The 20,604-nt window shown below is 65.9% G+C and carries 10 protein-coding genes; 5 read left to right on the forward strand and 5 right to left on the reverse strand.

What is annotated here, in order from left to right:
• Position 1: 1 nt before the first annotated feature.
• From P0M04_RS09935 to P0M04_RS09950, 4 genes are all read right to left on the reverse strand, one after another.
• Positions 2 to 2,056, reverse strand: a complete 2,055-nt coding sequence (locus P0M04_RS09935) for a gluconolaconase (RefSeq protein ID WP_259451944.1) — start codon at positions 2,054 to 2,056, stop codon at positions 2 to 4.
• A gap of 1 nt (position 2,057) precedes the next feature.
• Positions 2,058 to 3,920, reverse strand: coding sequence for a DUF885 domain-containing protein (locus P0M04_RS09940; RefSeq protein WP_259451945.1), 1,863 nt, complete (start codon positions 3,918 to 3,920; stop codon positions 2,058 to 2,060).
• 134 nt (positions 3,921 to 4,054) lie between these two features.
• Positions 4,055 to 8,227 carry a DEAD/DEAH box helicase gene (locus tag P0M04_RS09945; protein WP_259451946.1) on the reverse strand — a complete coding sequence of 1,391 codons (4,173 nt, stop codon included), beginning with the start codon at positions 8,225 to 8,227 and terminating at the stop codon, positions 4,055 to 4,057.
• The gene (locus tag P0M04_RS09950; RefSeq protein WP_259451947.1) at positions 8,224 to 10,167 is read right to left on the reverse strand and encodes a dipeptidyl-peptidase 5; all 1,944 of its coding nucleotides are present in this window, start codon (positions 10,165 to 10,167) and stop codon (positions 8,224 to 8,226) included. Before P0M04_RS09950 ends, P0M04_RS09945 begins: the two co-directional genes overlap by 4 nt.
• A gap of 142 nt (positions 10,168 to 10,309) precedes the next feature.
• Between P0M04_RS09950 and hemE the strand changes: the two genes are divergently transcribed.
• The 3 genes from hemE to P0M04_RS09965 all read left to right on the forward strand — a co-directional run bounded on the left by hemE (position 10,310) and on the right by P0M04_RS09965 (position 15,472).
• Entirely contained in the window at positions 10,310 to 11,392 is a 1,083-nt protein-coding gene (hemE, locus tag P0M04_RS09955; protein ID WP_259451948.1) for a uroporphyrinogen decarboxylase, read from the forward strand.
• A 564-nt stretch (positions 11,393 to 11,956) separates the two neighbouring features.
• The gene (locus tag P0M04_RS09960; RefSeq protein ID WP_259451949.1) at positions 11,957 to 13,963 is read left to right on the forward strand and encodes a primosomal protein N'; all 2,007 of its coding nucleotides are present in this window, start codon (positions 11,957 to 11,959) and stop codon (positions 13,961 to 13,963) included.
• 72 nt (positions 13,964 to 14,035) lie between these two features.
• Positions 14,036 to 15,472, forward strand: a complete 1,437-nt coding sequence (locus tag P0M04_RS09965; RefSeq protein ID WP_259451950.1) for a dihydrolipoyl dehydrogenase — start codon at positions 14,036 to 14,038, stop codon at positions 15,470 to 15,472.
• 11 nt (positions 15,473 to 15,483) lie between these two features.
• Here the strand turns inward: P0M04_RS09965 and P0M04_RS09970 are convergent, their stop codons facing one another.
• Positions 15,484 to 15,969, reverse strand: coding sequence for an SRPBCC family protein (locus P0M04_RS09970; RefSeq protein WP_259451951.1), 486 nt, complete (start codon positions 15,967 to 15,969; stop codon positions 15,484 to 15,486).
• 184 nt (positions 15,970 to 16,153) lie between these two features.
• Here P0M04_RS09970 and P0M04_RS09975 point away from each other — a divergent pair, with 184 nt between their 5' ends.
• Both P0M04_RS09975 and P0M04_RS09980 read left to right on the forward strand, forming a co-directional pair.
• Entirely contained in the window at positions 16,154 to 18,220 is a 2,067-nt protein-coding gene (locus P0M04_RS09975) for a UvrD-helicase domain-containing protein (protein ID WP_281042450.1), read from the forward strand.
• A 106-nt stretch (positions 18,221 to 18,326) separates the two neighbouring features.
• Positions 18,327 to 20,510 (forward strand): DUF4214 domain-containing protein, encoded by a 2,184-nt coding sequence (locus P0M04_RS09980; protein ID WP_259451953.1) that lies wholly within the window; start codon positions 18,327 to 18,329, stop codon positions 20,508 to 20,510.
• The last annotated feature ends 94 nt before the right edge of the window (positions 20,511 to 20,604 follow it).

A 20,604-nucleotide genomic window follows, 5' to 3' on the forward strand; every position in this document is an offset into this window, starting at 1 on the left:
GTCAGTCGACCGTGATCGGCAGATCACGTCCTTCCAGCGCCACCTGTCCCGCGTAATCCGCCGCGTAGATGCGCAGCACGTAATCGCCCGGTTCGATGCCATCCACTTTCCACGTGCCGGGCAGCGCCAGGCCATCGTGCAGCGTATTGTTGACGGCATAGGCGAACACCGTGGCCTTGCTGCCGTAGACCGTGATGCCGCTGTTTTCCGCATACAGCAGTTTTACGGCCTCGCGCTCGCGCGGCAGGCGGTCGTAGACCTGCGTGATGCGCGGCGTCTCGAATCCGGCGACCGGGCTGCCGTCCGCATGGAGCAGCTGGTAGCCCACCTTGTACAGGCCGAGACGGCGCCGCGCCAGGTTGTCGTCCATCTGGTCGTAGCCGGAAGCGACGATCGTGAGGTCGCCGAGCGTGCGCGCCACGTGCAGGCGCTGGCCCTTCTTGCGCGGCAGGCGCTGGCCGCGCGCGTCGTACAGGGCGATGCTCTGGATGCGCGGCGGCACCGTGTCGCGCAGGCCCGTGAACGGCAGGGCCAGCGCATTGACGGCGACGCCGCCGGGGTAGTACTCCATGTGCACGTGCGCCATCGGATTGATCGTGCCGAGCGCGTCGCCGACGGCGAACCGCGTGCCGCGTCGCACGCGCACCCGTGCCGGCTTGCCGTTCGGGCCGGCCAGTACCTGGAAGCGCGGATCGAGCGGCTTGCCCGCGGCGTCGCGGCCCACGCGCATGTGGATGTACGACAGCGGCCCGACGCTCATGCCTTCGCCCAGCTGGCCGAATGCCCAGTTGGGATACGGATCGCTGACCGTCGCGGGCAGCACCGCCAGCACGCGCGCGCCGATGTCGGCGCGGATGTCCAGGCCCGCGTGAAAATGGTCGCGGTTCTCGCCGTCGTAGCTGCCGCGCACCTCGCCCAGTACGCCGACGACTTCGTGCGGTTCTGTTTGCGGACCCACGGGCCAGGGCATCGAGGCCACCGCGGGCATGACTTGCGGCCTTGCCTGCGGGGCCGGCGTACCCGGTTGGGGAGGCGCCAGCGCGAACACCTGCTGCGCCTGGCCATCGGCCACCACCAGCGCACCGTCGCGTTTTACAGCGATGCCGCGCGGCGCGTACAGCCGCACGCTGCCGTCGCTGGCGTAGCTCGTGTCCGGCGGGCGGTCGGCGTCGGGCAGCGCATGAAACTGCCCGCTCGGGTCGAACTGGAGGATGCGGCCACCGGCGCCGCTCGCGTACAGATAGCCGTCGTGCGTCAGCGCCAGCGCGACCGGGCGCCGCAGCAGCGGACGCCGCTCGTCCTCCGGAGCGCGCGCGAGCGTCGTCACTTCGCCATTCTTGTCGATGCGCCGGATCGCGTTGTTGCCCGTATCCGCGACGAACAGTACGCCGTGCTTGTCGACGGCGATGGCGCTCGGCGTGTCGAAGGCCGCTGCGGTGCCTGTGCCGTCGAGGTAATCGGGCGTGCCGCTGCCGGCCACCGTCGTCACCGTGCCGTCCTTGCCGATGCGGCCGATGCGGTCGTGGTAGGTGTCGGCCACGTAGACGTTGCCGTCGCGGTCGATGGCCACGCCGACGGGCCCGTCGAGGCCGGCGGCGCTGCCCGCCAGCGTGCTCACGCTGCCGTCGGGCGCCACCTTGCGGATCGCGTTGTTGTGCGTATCGGCCACGTACAGATTGCCGAGGCGGTCGATGGCCAGCGCCGACGGCGTGTCGAACGCCGCGGCGGCACCGAGACCGTCCGCGAAGCCCACGTGGCCTCCGGCGAAGATGGTCACCTGTCCGTCGGGCGCGATGCGGCGGATGCAGCTGCAGTCGCCGCCGTCGGCCACGAACACGTTGCCGTGGGCATCGACGACGGTCCCGAACGGATCGCCGAAGCGGTCCGGCAGCGGCGTCACGCGTGCGGACCACGTGGGCTTCGTCGGCGCGTCGGCGGGACGCCAGAACGCGCGGCCCGGCGTGGCGTCCTGGCGCGCATTGAACACGTACAGGGCCGCGCCTCCGGCCAGCACGGCGACACCCGCGAGCGCCGCGACGGTCAATGAGCGCTTCACGTTATTGCATCAGCTGGCCGATGATCTTCACCGGCGCATTCCCGTAACCGAGGAACTGGTCGTGGAACTGCTTGAGGTTGAAGCGGTCGCCCAGCTGTTCCTTGCGGCGCTCGCGCAATTCCATGATGTCGCTGTAGCCGCTGAAATAGCTGGAGAGCTGCACGGACGAGAGCTGCGCGCGCTTCCACTTCTCGGCCGCTTCCTGCGGCGTCTGGAACGCCTGGCGCACGAGCAGGTCCATGGCCTGTTCGCGCGTCATGCCCAGCACGTGCACGCTGTAGTCGAGGATCGTGTTGGAGACGCTGCGCAGGTTCCACTTGCACCACATCAGCCACAGCTCCGGCGCGTTGTCGCCATAGCCCGATTCCAGCATCATGCGCTCGCCGTACACGGCCCAGCCTTCGACCATCGCGCCGTTGCCGAACAGGGCTTTCACCAGCGACGGCGAACGGTTCGCGTTCATCAGCTGCGTGTAGTGGCCGGGGATCGCCTCGTGGATGTTCAGGATTTGCAGCATCCAGTTGTTGTACTCGCGCAGGCTGCTTTCGGCCTGCTCGGGCGTGAGACCGTCCAGTGGCGTCACGTTGTAAAAGGTCTTGTCTTTCGGACGGTACGGCCCCGGCGCGTCGATGCTGGCGCCGGCCACGCCGCGCTGATACAGCGGCGTCTCGCGCACGACGAGCGGCTTGCTCGGGTCGATCGTCACGAGATTATTCTTGATCACGTAGTCCTGCAGCTGCGGGATCTGGCGGCGGATCTCGGGCAGGAAGTTGGCGGCCGTCGTGTGCTGCAGCGAGAGCTTGTCGATCACCATGCCGATTTTTTTATACCGGTCGGCGGGCTTCGCGGTGCCGCCCATCGTCTTGTCCCACAACTGGTCGGCCAGGCCGTCCATGCGGGTGAGGAGCTCGTCGCGCGCGGCCAAGGCTTTACGATAGGTCTGTTCGCCCGTGTTCGCGGACTGGATCTCGAACGCGAATTTTTGCTCGTACAGATCCTTCCCGATGCGGAACGAGCGGGCGCGCTGCATCTGCACCTGCGATTTGTCGAGGTCCGTCAGGAAGTCGACCCATGCCACCACCGCCGTGCCGGCGTTCGCGATGCGCTGCGCGAAGATCGCCTTCTCCTGCGGCGACAGGATCGATTCCTGCGCGGCCTTGCCGAGGTCCGCCAGCACGACGAGCGTGCCCGGCGCCTGCTGGATCGCGAGCTGCGTGTGTTCATGCGTCGGGTTGACGATGGATGCCTGTGCGGCCTGGTAGTACGCGGGCACGTCGGCCAGGCGCTTCAGGATCGTGCGCAGGCGCTGGGCCTTCGCGGCGTATTCGGTGTTCAGGATCAGGTCGAACGTCTGCGCCACGTTGTACTCGGCCGGGTTCCATTCGAACTCGCGGAAGGTGGTCAGCTGCCAGCGTTCGTATTTCAGCTTGTTGAGGAGGACGGCGAGGTCGGTGCGCTGGTTCGGCGACAGCTTGTCGGCGTTCAGCTTGCCGAACTTGTCGAGCCACTCATCGATGAAGGCGAGCTTTTTCGCGCGCGTGGCGGGGTCGGGAATCGTCAGCTTGGCGGCGGCGTCGAACTTGCCGACGTAGATGCCGTCTTCCGGATCGATGCGCCACAGCGCGGTGACGAATTGCATGGACAGCGAGTCCATGTAGCGGTCGTTGCGGTTCACCGGCGTGGCGGCGGCGACGGGCGCGGCGGCTTTCTGCACGGGCTTGGCATCGTCTTTTGCCTTGCTCTTCGAAGAGGACTTGGCCTTGGCGCTGCTGGTTGCCTTGTGATGCGTCTTGGGGCGCGCACTCGCCGGCGCCAGCGCGACGCTGGTCAGCAAAACGGCCAGTGCGATTTTCGATTTCATCATGTTCTATCTGCCTGGTTTATGGATGGGCCAGATGGGGGGCGCCAGATTAGCATCATTCGGGCTGGTTGCGGGCATTTGAAACAATACGTCACGAACGCGAACCGCCGTCAACGTCCCCGTAACTGCACTCAACGTCAGCCGGTTTGCCACTCTTCGACGGACGGCGCACGCGGCCCGGCCGACCCCGCGAGCCCCGCCTGCAGCATGGCCAGCATGTCCGCCGGCGACAGGCGCGCGGCCACGTCCGTCCCTTCCAGCAGGCTGTCGGCCAGGTCGCGCTTGTGGCGGTGCAGGTCGACGATGCCTTCCTCGATCGTGTGGCGCGCGACCAGGCGGTAGATCGTGACGGGCCTTTGCTGGCCCATGCGGTGCGCGCGGTCGCTGGCCTGGTCTTCCACGGCCGGGTTCCACCACGGGTCCATGTGGATCACGTAGTCGGCCGCCGTCAGGTTGATGCCGACGCCGCCCGCCTTCAGCGAGATCAGGAACAAATCGCCATCGCCCGCCTGGAACGCATCCACGCGGCGCTTCCGTTCCTGCATGGGCGTCGACCCGTCGAGGTACTGGTAGCGGATGCCGCGCTCGTCGAGGTGTTTGCGGATCAGGGTGAGGTGGTCGACGAACTGGCTGAACACGAGCGCCTTGTGGCGGTTTTCCAGCAGCTCGTCGGCGAGCCGCGCGAACGTTTCGAGCTTGCTGCTGCGGATGCCGCTCTCCGGTGCGACGAGCGCCGGATTGCAGCATGCGCGGCGCAGCTTCATCATCTCCGCGAGGATCTGGATCTGTTTTTGCGACTGCGGTGCTTCCAGCGAGGCGATGCGTTCCAGCGCCTCGCGCCGCAGCGATTCGTACAGCGCCGTCTCTTCTTCCGACAACTGCACGGGCAGCACGATCTCCGTGCGCGGCGGCAGTTCCGACAGCACCTGCGCTTTCGTGCGGCGCAGGATGAACGGCTGCGTGAGCCGGCGCAGGCGCGTGCGCGCCGCCAGTTCCGCGCGCTTGTCGGACGCCTTTTCGATCGGGCCGGAGAAGCGCAGCTGGAACTGGTCGCTTGTCCCGAGCAGGCCAGGATTGATAAAGCGGAACAGGTTCCACAACTCGCCCAGGTGATTTTCCAGCGGCGTGCCGGTGGCGACCATCCTGAAATCGCCTTGCAGTGCCATCACGGCGGCCGAACGACGGGTGTACGCGTTCTTGATGGCCTGCGCTTCGTCCAGCACGATGGTGTGCCAGCGGATGCCGTCGAACAGCGCGGATTCCAGCTGCAGCAGGCCGTAGCTGGCGACGATCACGTCGAACGGTCCCGCTTCCTTCAGCATCGCGGCGCGGTCGCCGGGGCCGAACAGCTTCACGTTCAAGGTCGGTGCGAAGCGCTCCGCTTCCGCCAGCCAGTTCGTCGCGACGGACGTCGGCGCCACGACGAGCGTCGGCCCGCCCGGCGCGCGCGACAGGATCAGCGCGAGCGCCTGCAAGGTCTTGCCGAGGCCCATGTCGTCCGCGAGGCAGGCGCCGACGCCCCAGTGCGCGAGGCGGGACAGCCATTCGAAGCCCTCGACCTGGTAATCGCGCAGCTCCGCCTGCAGGGTGCCCGGCAACTGCGGCCGGTATTCCGCATTCTCCTGCATGTGTTTCAGGTGCGCGCGCCAGGCTTTATCGGCATCGACGCCGCCCGCTTCCAGGGCCATCTCTTCCAGCGCGAAGCTGGCGAGGGGGTGGAAGCGCAGGGCTTCCTGGTCGGCGTCGCTGTAGGCGGAGAGGTCCATCAGGCGCCGGTGCAGTTCGTGCGTGAGTGCCAAAAACTGGTTGTCGCCGAGCGCGATGAAGCGGTCTTCGCGCACGCGCGCGAGCAGCTCGCGCAGGTCCATCACCTTGTTCTCGTCGACCTGCACTTCGCCGTTCGCGGCAAACCAGTCCTTGTCGCGCCGGATCTGCAGGCGCACGGACTTCGACGTGATCTTCTTCGACACGCGGAACGATTCGCCCTCGGGCCACGCGACGACGACCTTCGCTGCATCCAGTTCCTGCAGCTGGACGACGAGTTCCAGGCAGTGGATCGGCGCCGCGAGCAGCCATTCGCCATGTTCGTCTTCCGCGTGCTCCAGCGCGGGCAGGTCGGCCAGCAGCTGGCGCTCGGCCTCGCGTTCCGCATTCAGGTCGCGGCGCGCTTCCGTGCGCACGCCACCCACGTCCGCGATCACGCTTTCCGCGCCGTCGCCGGGCCGGAAGTACGGGCCCGCATCCGGCAGCGGCCGCACCATCACCTGGATGCGCAGGCCCTGCTGGTACGGCAGCAGGTTGATGTGCAGGCGCGGGTCGGCCGCCACCTGTTCGATGTCCGCGGCGCTGCCGCCGATGTCCGACTGCACGGTGACGATGGACGAAATGGCGCTGATCGCCTGCAGCACGCGCTTTTCCGCTTCGAGCGGGACTTCGAGGCCATCGCCGACGATGGCGCCGATGCGCCGGTGCTCGTCTTTTACACGGACGATGCGCAGGCGCGTGGGCGTCTCCTTCGTGACGACGACTTCGCCCTGCTGTTCGCGCAGGGGCGGCACCAGCGTGATCAGGACCTTGCCGCCGCCCGCGCGCACGACCAGCTGCGGCTCGCCCGGCAGCAGTTCGATGCGCGTGCCCGGCGAATCCATCCAGAACAGCAGCGGATGGCCGGCCAGTGCGGCCACGGCCTTGTCCAGGTCGAATTCGTAGCGCGTGCCCGTGCCGCTGTAGTAGCGGTAGGCGCCGATGCCGGCGGCCACCTGCACGTCCTGCGCGGTCAGGAAATCCAGTTCCGCCGCCTCCTCCGCGAGACGCTTGAGGCCCAGCGGCCGGCCGCGCGTCCAGCCGCCCTGCGCGTCGCGCTTCTGTTCGCGCGGTTCGATGGCGCGGATGCCGAGGTGCGCGTCCCAGCTCACGAGCCACGCGAGGCGCGCTTCCTTCACCACTTCCACGTTCACGGCGGGCTGCAGGTTGATCAGGGCATTCAGCTGCCGTTCCCACGGCTGCTCGCGTTCGAACCACAGCGCGAGGTCGACGAAGCGGTGCTGCTGGCGCAGCGCGATCGCCTGCTTGTCGATGCCGACCATGCCCAGCTGGCCGAGTACGGACGCGATCTGCGCCGCGATGAAGTCGAAGCCTGCACTCCTTGCGAGGTCGAACTGCTGCTCCAGCATGGCGCGCCTGTCCGCCAGTTGCGGCATGCCGAGCCACCAGTGCAGCAGGGCGCGGAACATGACGGGCTGCAGGCTCGTCTCCCAGTTGCGCGATGGGAGCACCTCGGCATCGACCGTGCCGCCGCGGATCTGGCGCAGCATCGACAACTGCTGGTAGACCGCGGTGTCGTGGCTTTGCACGGCGCGCGTGGCGCTGTCGAGATAGGACTCCACGGCTTTCGCATGCCTGGCGTCGCCGCTGCGCAGCAGCGCCGTCACGTACAGGTGGCCGCCGATGCCTTCGAAGATCGCCTTCCTCTTGCCCGTCTCGCGCCGCAGCGCTTTTAACGCCTTGTCGAAGCCGGTAAGCGCGGGCTCGGTATCGCCGCGCAGCAGTTGCAGCACGCTGCGGTAGTACAGCGTCGCGGATTCGTCGAGGTCGACGAGCAGGTCGGCGGCCGCGTCGAGGCGTCCGCACAGGATCAGGTGCTCTGCCAGTGCCGTGCGCAGGGCCATCGATGCGCCGCCCTGCGCGACGTGTTCCTCGGCATACGCGCGGATCGCGGGCGCGCTGGCCGGCTCGCGCTGCACGTGATTGACGAGGACCGCGAGCACGTCGTCGCGTACGAGGCCGTTGATGCGCTCCATCAGGTCCGGCTCGAACGGCCGCGCGCAGATGTCGACGAGCGGGTGCAGGTACGCCGCTTCGTGGCAGCGCAGGCATGCGGCCAGCAGCGGCGCGATGGCTTTCGGACCGTCACCCGCAAGCAGGGCGAAACGCAGCAGCGCGACGCCCTGGCGGTAGCTGCGCAGCATGGGCGTGCCCTGCCAGTCGACGCGCAGGGGCGTCACCTGCTGGTAGACCTCGCGCAATTCGTTGAACCGGCGCGCACGCAGCGCCCACTGGATGGCGGGCCAGGCGACATCCTGGTCGATCGTGTAGCCGCGCGACGGCAGTTCGGCGATCAGGCCATCGGCGCGTAATTGTTCGAGCGGCTCGGCCAGTGCTTCCTCGTTCGCGCTGGCTTCCAAGGGCGCCAGGTGGTCGTGGATGCGCCGCCGTCCCATCGGCTCGCCGGCCAGCGCCAGCAGGGCCAGGATCAGCTTGCGGCGCTCGTCGCAGGCGTCGACCACCGCGTGCAGCACCTCATCACTCATGCAGCAAGGTTCTCGATCTCGATCGCCGGCAGGCTTTCGGGCACGGGAATGCCGAACACGCGCAGGTAGAAATACAGCTCGGCTTCCAGGGTGCGCACGATGCTGTCCGCCTTGCGGAAGCCGTGGCCTTCGCCGGCCAGCGTGATATAGGCGACCGGCACGCCGCGTGCGCGCAGCGCAGAGACCATCACTTCCGATTGCGGCGGCGGCACGACCTTGTCGTCCAGGCCCTGGAAGAAGATCATCGGCCGCTGCAGTTTATCGGTATGGTTGATGGGTGAGCGCTCGACGTAGACGCGGTCGGCGCTTTCCTTCGGCGCGATCAGGTATTCGTTGTAGTGCGACTCGAACTTGTGCGAGTCCGCATCCAGGCCCTTCAGGTCGGACACGCCGTAATAGCTGGCGCCGGCCTTGAACACGTCGTGGAAGGCGAGGGCGCACAGGGTCGTCAGGCCGCCGGCGCTGCCGCCGCGGATCACGAGGCGTTCGCGGTCGACGAGGTCATTGTCGACGAGGTACTGGGCACCCGCGACGCAATCCTCGACGTCGACGACGCCCCACTGGCCCTTCAGCAGGTCGCGGTAGGCGCGGCCGAAACCCGTGCTGCCGCCATAGTTCACGTCTAGCACGGCGATGCCGCGGCTCGTCCAGAACTGCGTCGCCAGTTTCAGTGTGCTGGCCGCCATGCTCGTCGGGCCGCCGTGGCCGATCACCATCAGCGGCGGCAGTTCGCCCGGCTGCGGCGCGAAATCCCTGTTCGTGGGCGGGTAATAGAACGCGTATGCAGTCCTGCCGTTCATGCTCGGATAGCGGATGCTCTGCGGGACCGACAGATAACTCACGTCGGGCAACTGCTCGATCGAGCGCGCCAGCACGTCGCGCTGTCCGGTCGCGAGATCGATGCGCGCGATTTCCGCCGCCAGGGTGGGCGCGCCGCCCAGCAGCGCCACCGTGTCGCCGTCGACCTTCAGTTCGCTGATCTGTTCGTAGGGCGTGGCGATGGGCGTGAGCCGGCCGGTGCGCACATCGAGACGTGCGAGCTGGTTCACGCCATCCTCGATGTACGTGCAGATGATTTCCTGTGCGGAGCGGAAGCCGTACATGCTGTTCCCGAAGACCCAGTGCGGACCGCCGAATTCCGCCGCGCGCGGGCACACGGGGTGCACGACGCCATGCTCGTAGCGGTACAGGTTCCACCAGCCGCTGCGGTCGGAGACGAAGTACAACGTCCCATCCGGCGACCATTCCGGCTGCACGATCGCTTCCTCTTCGCCGCCCGCGATCAGGCGGCCGTCCAGCAGCGTGCCGTCGTCGCCGATCTCGGCCAGCCACAGTGCCGTTCCCTGCCACGGCATGCGCGGGTGATCCCAGCTCAGCCACGCGAGGTGCTTGCCGTCCGGGGAGATGCGCGGCGACGAATAAAAATCGTTGCCGTCGACGAGGACGGTGACCGTGCCGTCCGCGCCGAGCGCACTCAGCGTGTTGTCGGGGTAGGTGCCGCCTTTCGAGTGGTCTTCGCGCACGCCGATCAGGCGCTGGTGGGCGCGGTCCAGCACGAAGTCGGCCCAGCGCTCGTCGCCGCCCGCGCTGACGGGCACGGGCTCGCCGCTGCCGGTGCGGTCGAGGCGGTAGATACGGTTGTCGGCGAAGTTCGAGAACCAGATGTGGCTGTCCGCGACGAGCGTCGCGCCGCCGCCGTACTCGTGCACGCGGGTGCGGACGTTGAACGGGGCCGGCGTCAATTCTTCCACCTGGCCGCCGCGGCGGCGCAGCAGCGTATTGCGGCCGCCTTCGCTGGCGCGGCCGGCCAGCCAGAACACGTCGCCGCCGTCGAGCAGCACCTGCGACAGCGGCGTGGCGCCGGCCGCGACGACGGCGGCGGTGATCGGGGAAGTCCAGGTGCCGCAGGGCGCGGCCTGTTTGCGGGTGGTGTCGGTCATGGTCGGTTCTGGAGACGGGCAGCAGGAAGACAACCATTATAAGTGTCTGCCGCGCCGGGGTATGTCCGGGATTGCGGTGCGGGGGCGCCAGGGATGCGATAATAGAGGTTTGCCCTTTCCATTCTCGATCGGATTGTCAGCCATGCCACAATTTGCCCCGCTCCAGAACGACACCTTCCTGCGTGCGCTGCTGCGCCAGCCGACGGATTACACGCCGGTGTGGCTGATGCGCCAGGCGGGGCGCTACCTGCCGGAATACCGCGCCACGCGCGCGAAAGCCGGTTCGTTCCTGGGCCTGGCCAAGAATCCGGACTTCGCCACCGAAGTCACGCTGCAGCCGATCGACCGCTATCCGCTGGACGCGTCGATCCTGTTCTCGGACATTCTCACCGTGCCGGACGCGATGGGCCTGGGTCTGTATTTCGAGGACGGCGAGGGCCCGAAATTCGAGCGCACCGTGCGCACGGAAAGCGATGTCGCCGCCCTGCGCGTGCCCGACATGGCCTCGCTGCAGTACGTGTTCGACGCCGTCACGTCGATCCGCACGGCGCTGAACGGCCGGGTGCCGCTGATCGGCTTTTCCGGCAGCCCGTGGACCCTGGCGTGCTACATGGTCGAAGGCGGCGGTTCGCGCGAATTCCACACCATCAAAAAGATGCTGTATTCGCGTCCGGACCTGATGCACCGCATCCTGGAGACCAATGCGGAAGCGGTCGCGCAATACCTGAACGCCCAGATCGACGCGGGCGCGCAGGCCGTCATGATCTTCGACTCGTGGGGCGGCGCGCTGGCCGACGGCGCTTATCAACAGTTCTCGCTCGCGTACATGGAGAAGGTCGTCGCGAAGCTGCAGCGCGAGAAGGATGGCGTGCGCATCCCGGCCATCGTGTTCACGAAGGGCGGCGGCCTGTGGCTGGACGCAATGGCCGATATCGGCGCCGACGCGCTGGGCCTGGACTGGACCGTCAACCTGGGCCGCGCCCGCGCGCAGGTGGGCGACCGCGTCGCCCTGCAGGGCAACCTCGATCCGGCCATCCTGTTCGCCGGTCCGGACCAGATTCGCACCGAGGTGGAAAAGGCGCTGGCCAGCTACGGCACGCCGTCCGCGGGCCACGGCCATGTGTTCAACCTGGGCCACGGCATCTCGCAATTCACCCCGCCGGAATCCGTGACGGCGATGGTCGACGCGGTCCACGACTTCAGCCGTCGCCAGCGCGCCGCCTGAGGTATCCACAACAGCCGTGCTGCATTTCAGCAGCACGGTGAGCAGGCAATCCACACTTATTCACAAAAAAACGAACGGGGGTTGCGTGGACTGTGGAAATGTACAGTAGCCATCCCCATGTGGTAAGTGACTGATTTTAATGGATTTACTGCCGGGTCAAGGGTGGCCGGGTGAGGCGCTCTCAAGGGAGTGACCAGTTATCCACCGAAGCTGTCAGCCCATTGTTCACAAAGTTATGCACAGATTCTGTGAATAATCTGGAAAAGTGCTTGGTTTACCGTGGTTTACAGATTTTCTTCAAGTGTTGTATCAAGATTATGCTGCACTGCGCTCAAGTTTTACATCCGGAAAGGCACAGTTATGCACAGAAGCGTTCAAGCGATGGGATATTTCACTGGCTCAAAGTTGGAAAACGTAAGCCATTGAATTATAAGGGAAAATTTTGAACTGCACATAGAGAATTTCCTAACGTTTTGCGCTAGCGTAAACCTTCTCCACGGTCAACTTTTCCATTTTCCACAAAGTTTTCCACAGTTTTCCACAGCTTCTCGACAAGGTATCGGATTGTCCCACTGCATCCTGCAAATCGCGCTCGACACGCCGCTCGACAGCCTGTTCGACTACCGCTGGGCATGCGAACCCGGCAGCGAGCCGGAAGTCGGGCAACTGGCGCTCGTGAACTTCGGCCGGCGCGAGGCGGTCGGGCTGATCGTTGCCGTCAAGCACGAGACGGACGTCCCCGCCGACAAGCTGAAGGATGCGCTCGCCGTGCGCAGCCAGCTCTCCCCGCTGCCGGAGCGGTGGATCGCGCTGGCGCGCTTTGCCGCCGCCTATTACCACCGGCCGCTGGGCGAGGTGGCGCTGCCCGGCCTGCCGAAGAATGTGCGGCTGTCGACGACGGTGGCGCTGGACCGCGCGCTGAAAAAGCTGGCCAAGCTGCCGGACGCGCACGATCCGACGCCCGCCGACATGCCGGTATTGAACGCGGCCCAGCAGCAGGCGGCGGACGCCATCGGCGGCGCGCAGGGATTCAGCCCGCTGCTGCTGTACGGCGTCACGGGCAGCGGCAAGACCGAGGTCTACCTGCAGGCCTGTGCCCAGGTACTCGCGCGCGACCAGGATGCGCAGATCCTGATCCTGGTCCCCGAGATCAACCTGACGCCGCAGCTGGAAGCGAACATCCGCGCACGCTTTCCCGGCGTGATGCTGGCGACGCTGCACAGCAGCCTGTCCGAAGGCGAGCGCATGCTGCACTGGCTGGCCGCGCACACGGGCCGCGCGCGCATCGTGCTGGGCACACGGCTGGCGATTCTCGCGTCGCTGCCGAACCTGAAAATGATCGTCATCGACGAGGAACACGACCCGTCGTACAAGCAGCAGGAAGGCCTGCGCTATTCCGCGCGCGACCTGGCCGTGTGGCGCGCGCGCCAGCTCGGCATCCCCATCGTGCTGGGCTCCGCGACGCCGTCGCTGGAAAGCTGGCACCACGCGCAGACGGGCCGCTACCGCAGGCTCGAACTGCGCGAGCGCGCCGTGCGCGATGCCGTGCTCCCGCGCGTCAAACTCGTCGACATGGAGCGCGACAAGCCGAAGGAAGGCCTCACGTCGGCCCTGATGCAGGCGCTGCGCCTGCGCATGGAACGGGGAGAACAATCGCTGCTGTTCCTGAACCGGCGCGGCTATGCGCCCGTGCTGTGCTGCGAAGCGTGCGGCTGGATCAGCAACTGCACGCGCTGCACCGCGTTCATGGTGCTGCACCGGCCGGAGCGCAGACTCCGCTGCCACCACTGCTCGCTCGAGATGCGTATTCCGCACGCGTGCCCGACCTGCGGCAATATCGACCTTCAGCCGTTGGGCCGCGGCACGCAGCGCATCGAGGAAGGCCTGCAGGCGTTGTTCCCGGACGCACGCATCCTGCGCATCGACGCCGACTCCACGCGCCGCAAGGGCAGCGCGCAAGAGGCGTTCGACACGGTGCACCGGGGCGACGTGGACATCCTGATCGGCACGCAGATGGTCGCCAAGGGCCACGATTTCAAAAAGCTGACGCTCGTCGGCGTGCTGAATCCGGATACCGCCCTGTTCTCGCAGGATTACCGCGCCAGCGAGCGGCTGTTCGCGCAGCTGATGCAGGTGGCGGGGCGCGCCGGCCGCGCGGGGCTGGAGTCGGAAGTGCTGATCCAGTCGCGCTACTGCCAGCATCCGCTGTACGGCGCCGTGATGCGGCACGACTACGACCGCTTTGCCGGCAGCCTGCTGGAAGAGCGTCACCAGGCCGCGCTGCCGCCGTACATGTACCAGGCGCTGCTGCGGGCCGAGGCGCCCGAGCTGGCGACGGCGATCGAATTCCTCGAGGCGGCGCGCGACGCGGTGCCGTCGGACACGGTCGTCATCAACGAACCGATCCCGATGACGATGACCCGCGTGCACAACGTGGACCGCGCGCAGCTGCTTGTTGAATCGAATTCGCGGCCGGCGCTGCAGGCGTTTCTCAACGAGTGGGTCGATGCGTTGCGGGCGATGAAGTCGCGGGTGCGGTGGTCGCTCGAGGTCGATCCTCTCGATATCTGAAAAATTACTCACCTCCAAGCCGAGTTCTGCAAAAAAGCGTATCGTCACGCTCGTGAACTTCCCGGAGGTGAGATGAAAAAACTGAAGGTCGATGTCGCGGTGATCGGCGCCGGTACCGCCGGCCTCGTCGCCTACCGCGCCGCGAAGGCGCAGGGTGCGCGGACGGTGCTGATCGAGCGCGGCGTGTACGGCACCACGTGTGCGCGCGTGGGCTGCATGCCCAGCAAACTCCTGATCGCGGCCGCCGAGGCCGCCCACATGCTGCATCTCGCGCCCGAATTTGGCGTCCATCCGGGAACCGTCCGCATCGACGGCGTCGCGGTGATGGAACGCGTGCGGCGCGAGCGCGACCGCTTCGTCGGCTTCGTCGTCGACGGCGTCGACGCGATGCCGGATGAGGACAAGGTGCGCGGCCATGCCCGCTTCATCGACCCGCACACGCTGCAGGTGGACGACCATACCGAGATCGAGGCGCGCCGCATCGTCATCGCCACCGGCTCCACCCCGACCCGCCTGCCGACCCTGGACAACGTGGGCCCGGGCGTGATCACGAGCGACGACGTGTTTTACTGGAACGACCTGCCGCGCTCGGTGGCCGTGATCGGCACCGGCGTCATCGGCCTGGAAATCGGCCAGGCGCTGGCGCGGCTGGGCGTGCGCACGCGCGTGTACGCGCGCGGCGGCAGCGTGGCGCAGTTGTCCGATCCCGTCGTGTTGAAAACGGCGTCGCGCGTGCTGTGCGAGGAACTCGACATCCACTTCCAGTCGCGCATCCTGAAAGCGGAACAGGACGGCGACGACGTCGTGCTGACGACGGGCCGCCACGACGAAGCGATCACGGAACGGTTTCAATATGTACTGCAGGCGGCAGGCCGCACGCCGAACGTGCACGACCTGGACCTGGAGAAGGCAGGCATCGCGCTGGACGACAGCGGTGTGCCGGTCTTCGACCCGCGCACCATGCAATGCGGGAACAGCCACATCTTCATCGCGGGCGACGCCAACCAGGAACGCCCCGTGCTGCCGGAAGCGGCCGACCACGGCAAGATCGCGGGCGACAACGCCGGCCGCTTCCCGGACATCCGCCCCGGCCTGCGCCGCGCGCCGCTGACGGCCGCGTTCACGGAACCGAACATCGTCACCCTGGGTGCCAGCTACAAGGCGCTGTGCGCGCCGGGCAGGTCGAAATTCGCGGTGGGGCAGGTGTCGTTCGAGAACCAGGGACGCAGCCGCGTCATGTTGCAGAACAAGGGCATGCTGCGCGTGTACGGCGAATACCGCACGGGACGCTTCCTCGGCGCCGAGATGATCGCGCCGCGCGGCGAACACATCGGCCACCTGCTGGCCTGGGCCGTGCAGTCGCGCCTGACGGTGGACCAGATGCTGGAGATGCCGTTCTATCACCCCGTGATCGAAGAGGGCGTGCGGACGGCCCTGCGGGATCTCGCCGCCAATCTCGCCAAGGGAGAAAGCGACATCGATCCCGACTCGGTCGAGCCGGGAACGTGATTAATTGGTGATCAATTGAGCAGCGAGGCGTCCAGCTTTCCTTCGGATGCCAGCTGCCGCACGATCTTGATCGTATCGATGTCGGCTTCCTTGTACGCCGACTTCTTGAAATCCTCGTACATGCGGCCCGTCTCGTCGGTCGCGGACGGATTGCCGTCGTCGTACAGGAAACGCACCCACATCACGCCCTCGGACGGCGCCTCGATGGTCATCGTCAGCAGCGACTGGGCAATATCTCCCTGCGCCGGCACTTCGTAGCGGACTTCGTGCAGCGGGTGCAGGACCACCTTGTCGTCGATGACCAGCTCGCCATAGCGCAGGCGGCGCATGAAGCTGCCGCTTTCGCGGCCGCTGATCGTGCATTCGTCCAGGTGCGGCACGAACAGCTTCGGGTCTTCCGCGCGCAGCACGAGGCCGCGCCACAGTTGTTCGCGTGTCATGGTGTCCGCCAGCGGATTCAGCGGGTCGTTAATCTCGATCAGGTGTTCAAATTTCATGTTGTATCCCTCGTTGGCGCGGTTGCCATCCTTTCGGGCCATGTTAGCGCATGTACCGCAGGACTGATGCAAAACGCACATGTGGTGGCGGCTTGCGGTTTACTCAAGCAGGCGTCGCCGATTCGACACGAACGTTACGCATGAGCTCCCAGCTTCGCTACAATACTGGGCTGTCCTCTCCAATATTTCCCATGTCCAACACCCGAATTTCGGCCTGAACGGTCCGCAAAGCGAAGCCGTGCTCTATCTCGACGGTCCGTGCCTGGTGCTGGCCGGCGCCGGGTCGGGCAAGACGCGCGTCATTACGCAAAAGATCGCCTACATGATCGAGCACCGCGGCTACGATCCGCGCACGATCGCCGCGCTCACGTTCACGAACAAGGCCGCGCTCGAGATGCAGGAGCGTATCGGCAAGCTGCTCAAGCAGCCCAAGCAGGCCAAGCAATTGACGGTGTCCACGTTCCACTCGCTGGGCGTGAAAATCCTGCGCCAGGAAGCGGCCGGCGTTGGCCTGAAGGACAAGTTTTCCATCATGGACAGCGACGACTGCTACACCATCGTCTCCGACCTGGCCGTGACGACCGACAAACAGGAAATCCGCCGCATCCAGAACGCCATCTCGCTGTGGAAGAACGGCCTCGTCGACCCCGAAGATGCGATCCGCGACGCGCGCGACGAGGACGAGGCCCAGGCCGGCCGCATCTACCGCAGCTATGTCGCGACCCTGCAGGCCTACCAGGCCGTCGACTTCGACGATCTCATTCGCCTGCCGGTGGAATTGTTCCGCAATAACGAGCCGATCCGGGACCGCTGGCAGCGTCGCCTGCGCTACCTGCTGATGGACGAGTACCAGGACACCAACACCTGCCAGTACGAACTGGTGAAACTTCTGGTGACGGGCGTGGGCAAGAAGCCGATGTTCACGGCCGTGGGCGACGACGACCAGGCGATCTATGCGTGGCGCGGCGCGTCGGTGGAAAACCTGCGCACCTTGCAGACGGACTTCCCCGACCTGAGAGTGATCAAGCTGGAGCAGAACTACCGCTCCACGACGCGCATCCTGCAGGCGGCCAACGCCGTCATCGGCAACAACCCGAAACTGTTCGAAAAGTCGCTGTGGTCCGAGCACGGCCTGGGTGAGCCCATCAAGGTGCTGGGCATGCCGAACGACGAGACGGAAGCCGACCAGGTCGCGATCATGATCTCGGCCGACCATTTTCAACGCAAAAACAAATGGTCGGATTTCGCGATCCTGTACCGCGGCAACCACCAGGCCCGCGTGATCGAGCAGGCGCTGCGCAAGGAGCGCATCCCGTACACGATTTCCGGCGGTCAGAGCTTCTTCGACAAGGCCGAGATCAAGGACATCATCGCCTACCTGCGCCTGATCGCGAACCAGGACGACGACCCGGCCTTCATCCGCGCCATCACCACGCCCAAGCGCGGGGTCGGCATGACGACGCTGGAAAAGCTGGGCGAGTTCTCGCGCCAGTGGAATTGCTCGCTGTTCGAGGCGGCGCTGAAAGGCGGTATCGAAGCGCTGCTGCAGGAACGCCAGCTGTACCCGCTGCGCGAGTTCTGCCACTGGATGAACGAAATGGAATCGCGCGCCACGCGTCCGGGCCCGTCCGGCAGCGGAGACAATGCCGCCGAACTCATCGACGACATGATGAAGGAGATGAATTACGAGCACTATCTGTACGAGAACTTCGACGACAGGGCCGCGCAGGGCAAATGGCAGAACGTGCTCGAATTCCTCAACTGGCTGAAGGAACGGGGCCGCGGCGGACGCGACCGCGACGGCGAAGAAAAGAACCTGCTGGAACTGACGCAGATGGTGGCGCTGATGTCCATGCTCGAGGGCCAGGACGAAGAGCCGGACGCCGTGCGCATGTCGACCCTGCACGCATCGAAGGGCCTCGAGTATCCGCACGTCTACCTCGTCGGTTGCGAGGAAGGCATCCTGCCGCACAAGGGCGACCCGGACGACCCCGTCGAAAAGATCGCTGCCCGCATCCAGGAAGAACGCCGGCTGATGTATGTGGGCATCACGCGCGCCCAGCGCAGCCTGCACGTCACGTGGTGCAAGAAGCGCAAGCGGGCGGGCGAGCTCGTGCATTGCGACCCGTCGCGCTTCATCAAGGAAATGGCACTCGACGAGGGCGATGCCCCGCCGAAGGAAAACGAAGTGATGACGCCCAAGGAACGCCTGGCCAACCTGAAAGCGTTGCTGGCCACACCAAAGGTCTGAACGCAAGACAAGGGGTGCGCACGATTGAAATTCTTATTTGACTTCAACTGTTGCGCAGGAAATACTTTGATGAATCAATTTTCAAGCAGCAAGCATCGTTAATCTAATGGCTACCGTATCCGACATCACGACCACCCCCCTGTCCGGGTTGAACTATATCGATGCCTTGCTCGATAGCGGTCCCGACTGGAACTATCTGACGACTTCCTCGGGCAGTGCGACCTATACACTGACCTACACGTTTTCCGTCTCCGCCGGCACCGAGGACGCGGCGTCCGCGCAAAAGAATTTCACGGGCGCGCAGCAGGCGTTTTCCGCCTCCCAGCAGGATGCGACCCGGGCCGCCCTGGCGTACATCACCAAGCTGACGGGCATCCAGTTCGCCGAGACGACCGACGGCAACGCGGCACAAGTCCATTTTGCCGACGTCAACCTCATCACGAGCAATGTGACGGGCCTGTGCAGCTGGCACAGCAGCTACGGCTACAGCGGCGTCCAGCTGAGCAGCTACGATGCCGACGCCTACGTCTACCTCGACAACGTCGAATGGAATTACCAGAACGCGAACCTGGCCCAGGGCGGCCAGGGCTATGAAACGCTGCTGCACGAGCTGGGCCACGCGCTCGGCCTGAAGCACCCGTTCGAGGACAGCATCACGCTGCCGGCCTCGCAGGACAACACGTCGAACACGCTGATGTCCTACACCGAGGTCGGCGGTCCGTACACGACGTATCGCCAGGACGACATCGCCGCCCTCATGTGGCTGTACGGCGACGACGGCCTGCGCGGCAAACTGGGCATCAATTCGACGACGGGCGCCCGCTTCCTCGTCGGCACGAGCAGTGCCGACGTCATCACCGGAACGGGCGTGGACGACAAGCTTGAGGGAGATGGAGGTAACGATATGATCGATGGGGGAGCAGGCACGGACACTGCCGTATTCCGCGGCGTGCGTGGCAACTATACCTTCAACGCACTGGCGGGCGGCAACCTGCAGGTGACGAGCAAGGACGGCAGCGATGGCGTCGACACGCTGCATTCGATCGAGGTGCTGCAATTCGCGGACCAGTCCGTCAGCAGCGCGGACGTCGTCAACGCCGACACCACGGCGCCAAACGCACCGACGCTGGCCGTGACCAAGAACGCGAACGGCTACGCCGCCGGCAGCAATCCGGCCGTGACCGGCGTCGCCGAAGCGGGCGCCACGGTCAAGGTCTATATGACCGACAACACGCTGGTCGGCTCGACCACGGCCGACGCGAGCGGCGTCTGGAGCCTGACGACAACGAAATCCTTCGCCGACGGCACCGGCTACAAGATCTACGCCACGGCCACCGACGCGGCCGGCAATACGTCTACGGCGAGCGGCACGGCCACGTTCAACATCGACGCCCACGCGCCCGTGGCGCCGACGGCCGCGTTCAGCCAGACCGGCAACCAGGGCACGTTCAGCGGCACCGGCGAGGCCGGCACGACGATCTACCTGACGCGCGTTGGCGACTTCGTCGACATCGCCGCCGCGACCGTCGGCGGCGACGGCAAGTGGACCGTCAAGACGTCGCCGCTGCCGAACGGCAGCTATACGATCCGGGCTGTGTCGGAAGACCTGGCCGGCAATTCGAAGAGCGCCCTGGCCGACGTGGCCTTCACGGTGAACAGCAGCGCCAACGTGACCGGCACCGCCGCCGCCGACAAGCTGGCGCCCGCCGGCGCGAATGCCGCGATCGATGGCCTGGGCGGCATCGACACGGTCACCTTCGCCGGTGCGCGGTCGAACTTTACGGTCGCCAAGGAAACCTGGGGCTACGGTGTGACGGACAAGGTCGGCGGCGCCGGCCACGACGCCGTGATCAACGTCGAGCGCCTGCAATTTTCCGACGGCAATGCCGTGGCGCTGGACATCAACGGCTCCGCCGGCGCAGCCTTCCGCCTGTACCAGGCCGCACTCGACCGCCCGGCGGAAAAGGCGGGCCTGGGTTTCTGGATCTACCAGCTGGACCGAGGGCTGTCGCTGGACGACATGGTGCAGGACATCATCGCCACGCAGCCGGAATTCATCCAGAAATACGGCGCCAACCCGACCGATGCCCAGTTCGTGAACCTGCTGTACGCCAACGTGCTGCACCGCACGCCGGACCAGGCGGGCTACGATTTCTGGCTGAAGGCGCTGACGAACCATGACACGACGCACGTCGGCATCGTCAAGTTTTTCAGTGAAAGCCCGGAAAACCAGGCGCAGGTCATCGGCAGCATCCAGAACGGCATCGAGTACACGCCCTGGAACGGCTGATCCCGTTTCCGCCTGACCCGTAAAGAGCCGCTACGCAGCGGCTCTTTGCTTTTGCGGGCGCAGTATCATGCGCCTTTTACTTTTATCCACGGAT

The sequence above is a fragment of the Telluria mixta genome (assembly GCF_029223865.1).
GTDB classification, from domain to species: Bacteria; Pseudomonadota; Gammaproteobacteria; order Burkholderiales; family Burkholderiaceae_D; genus Telluria; species Telluria mixta.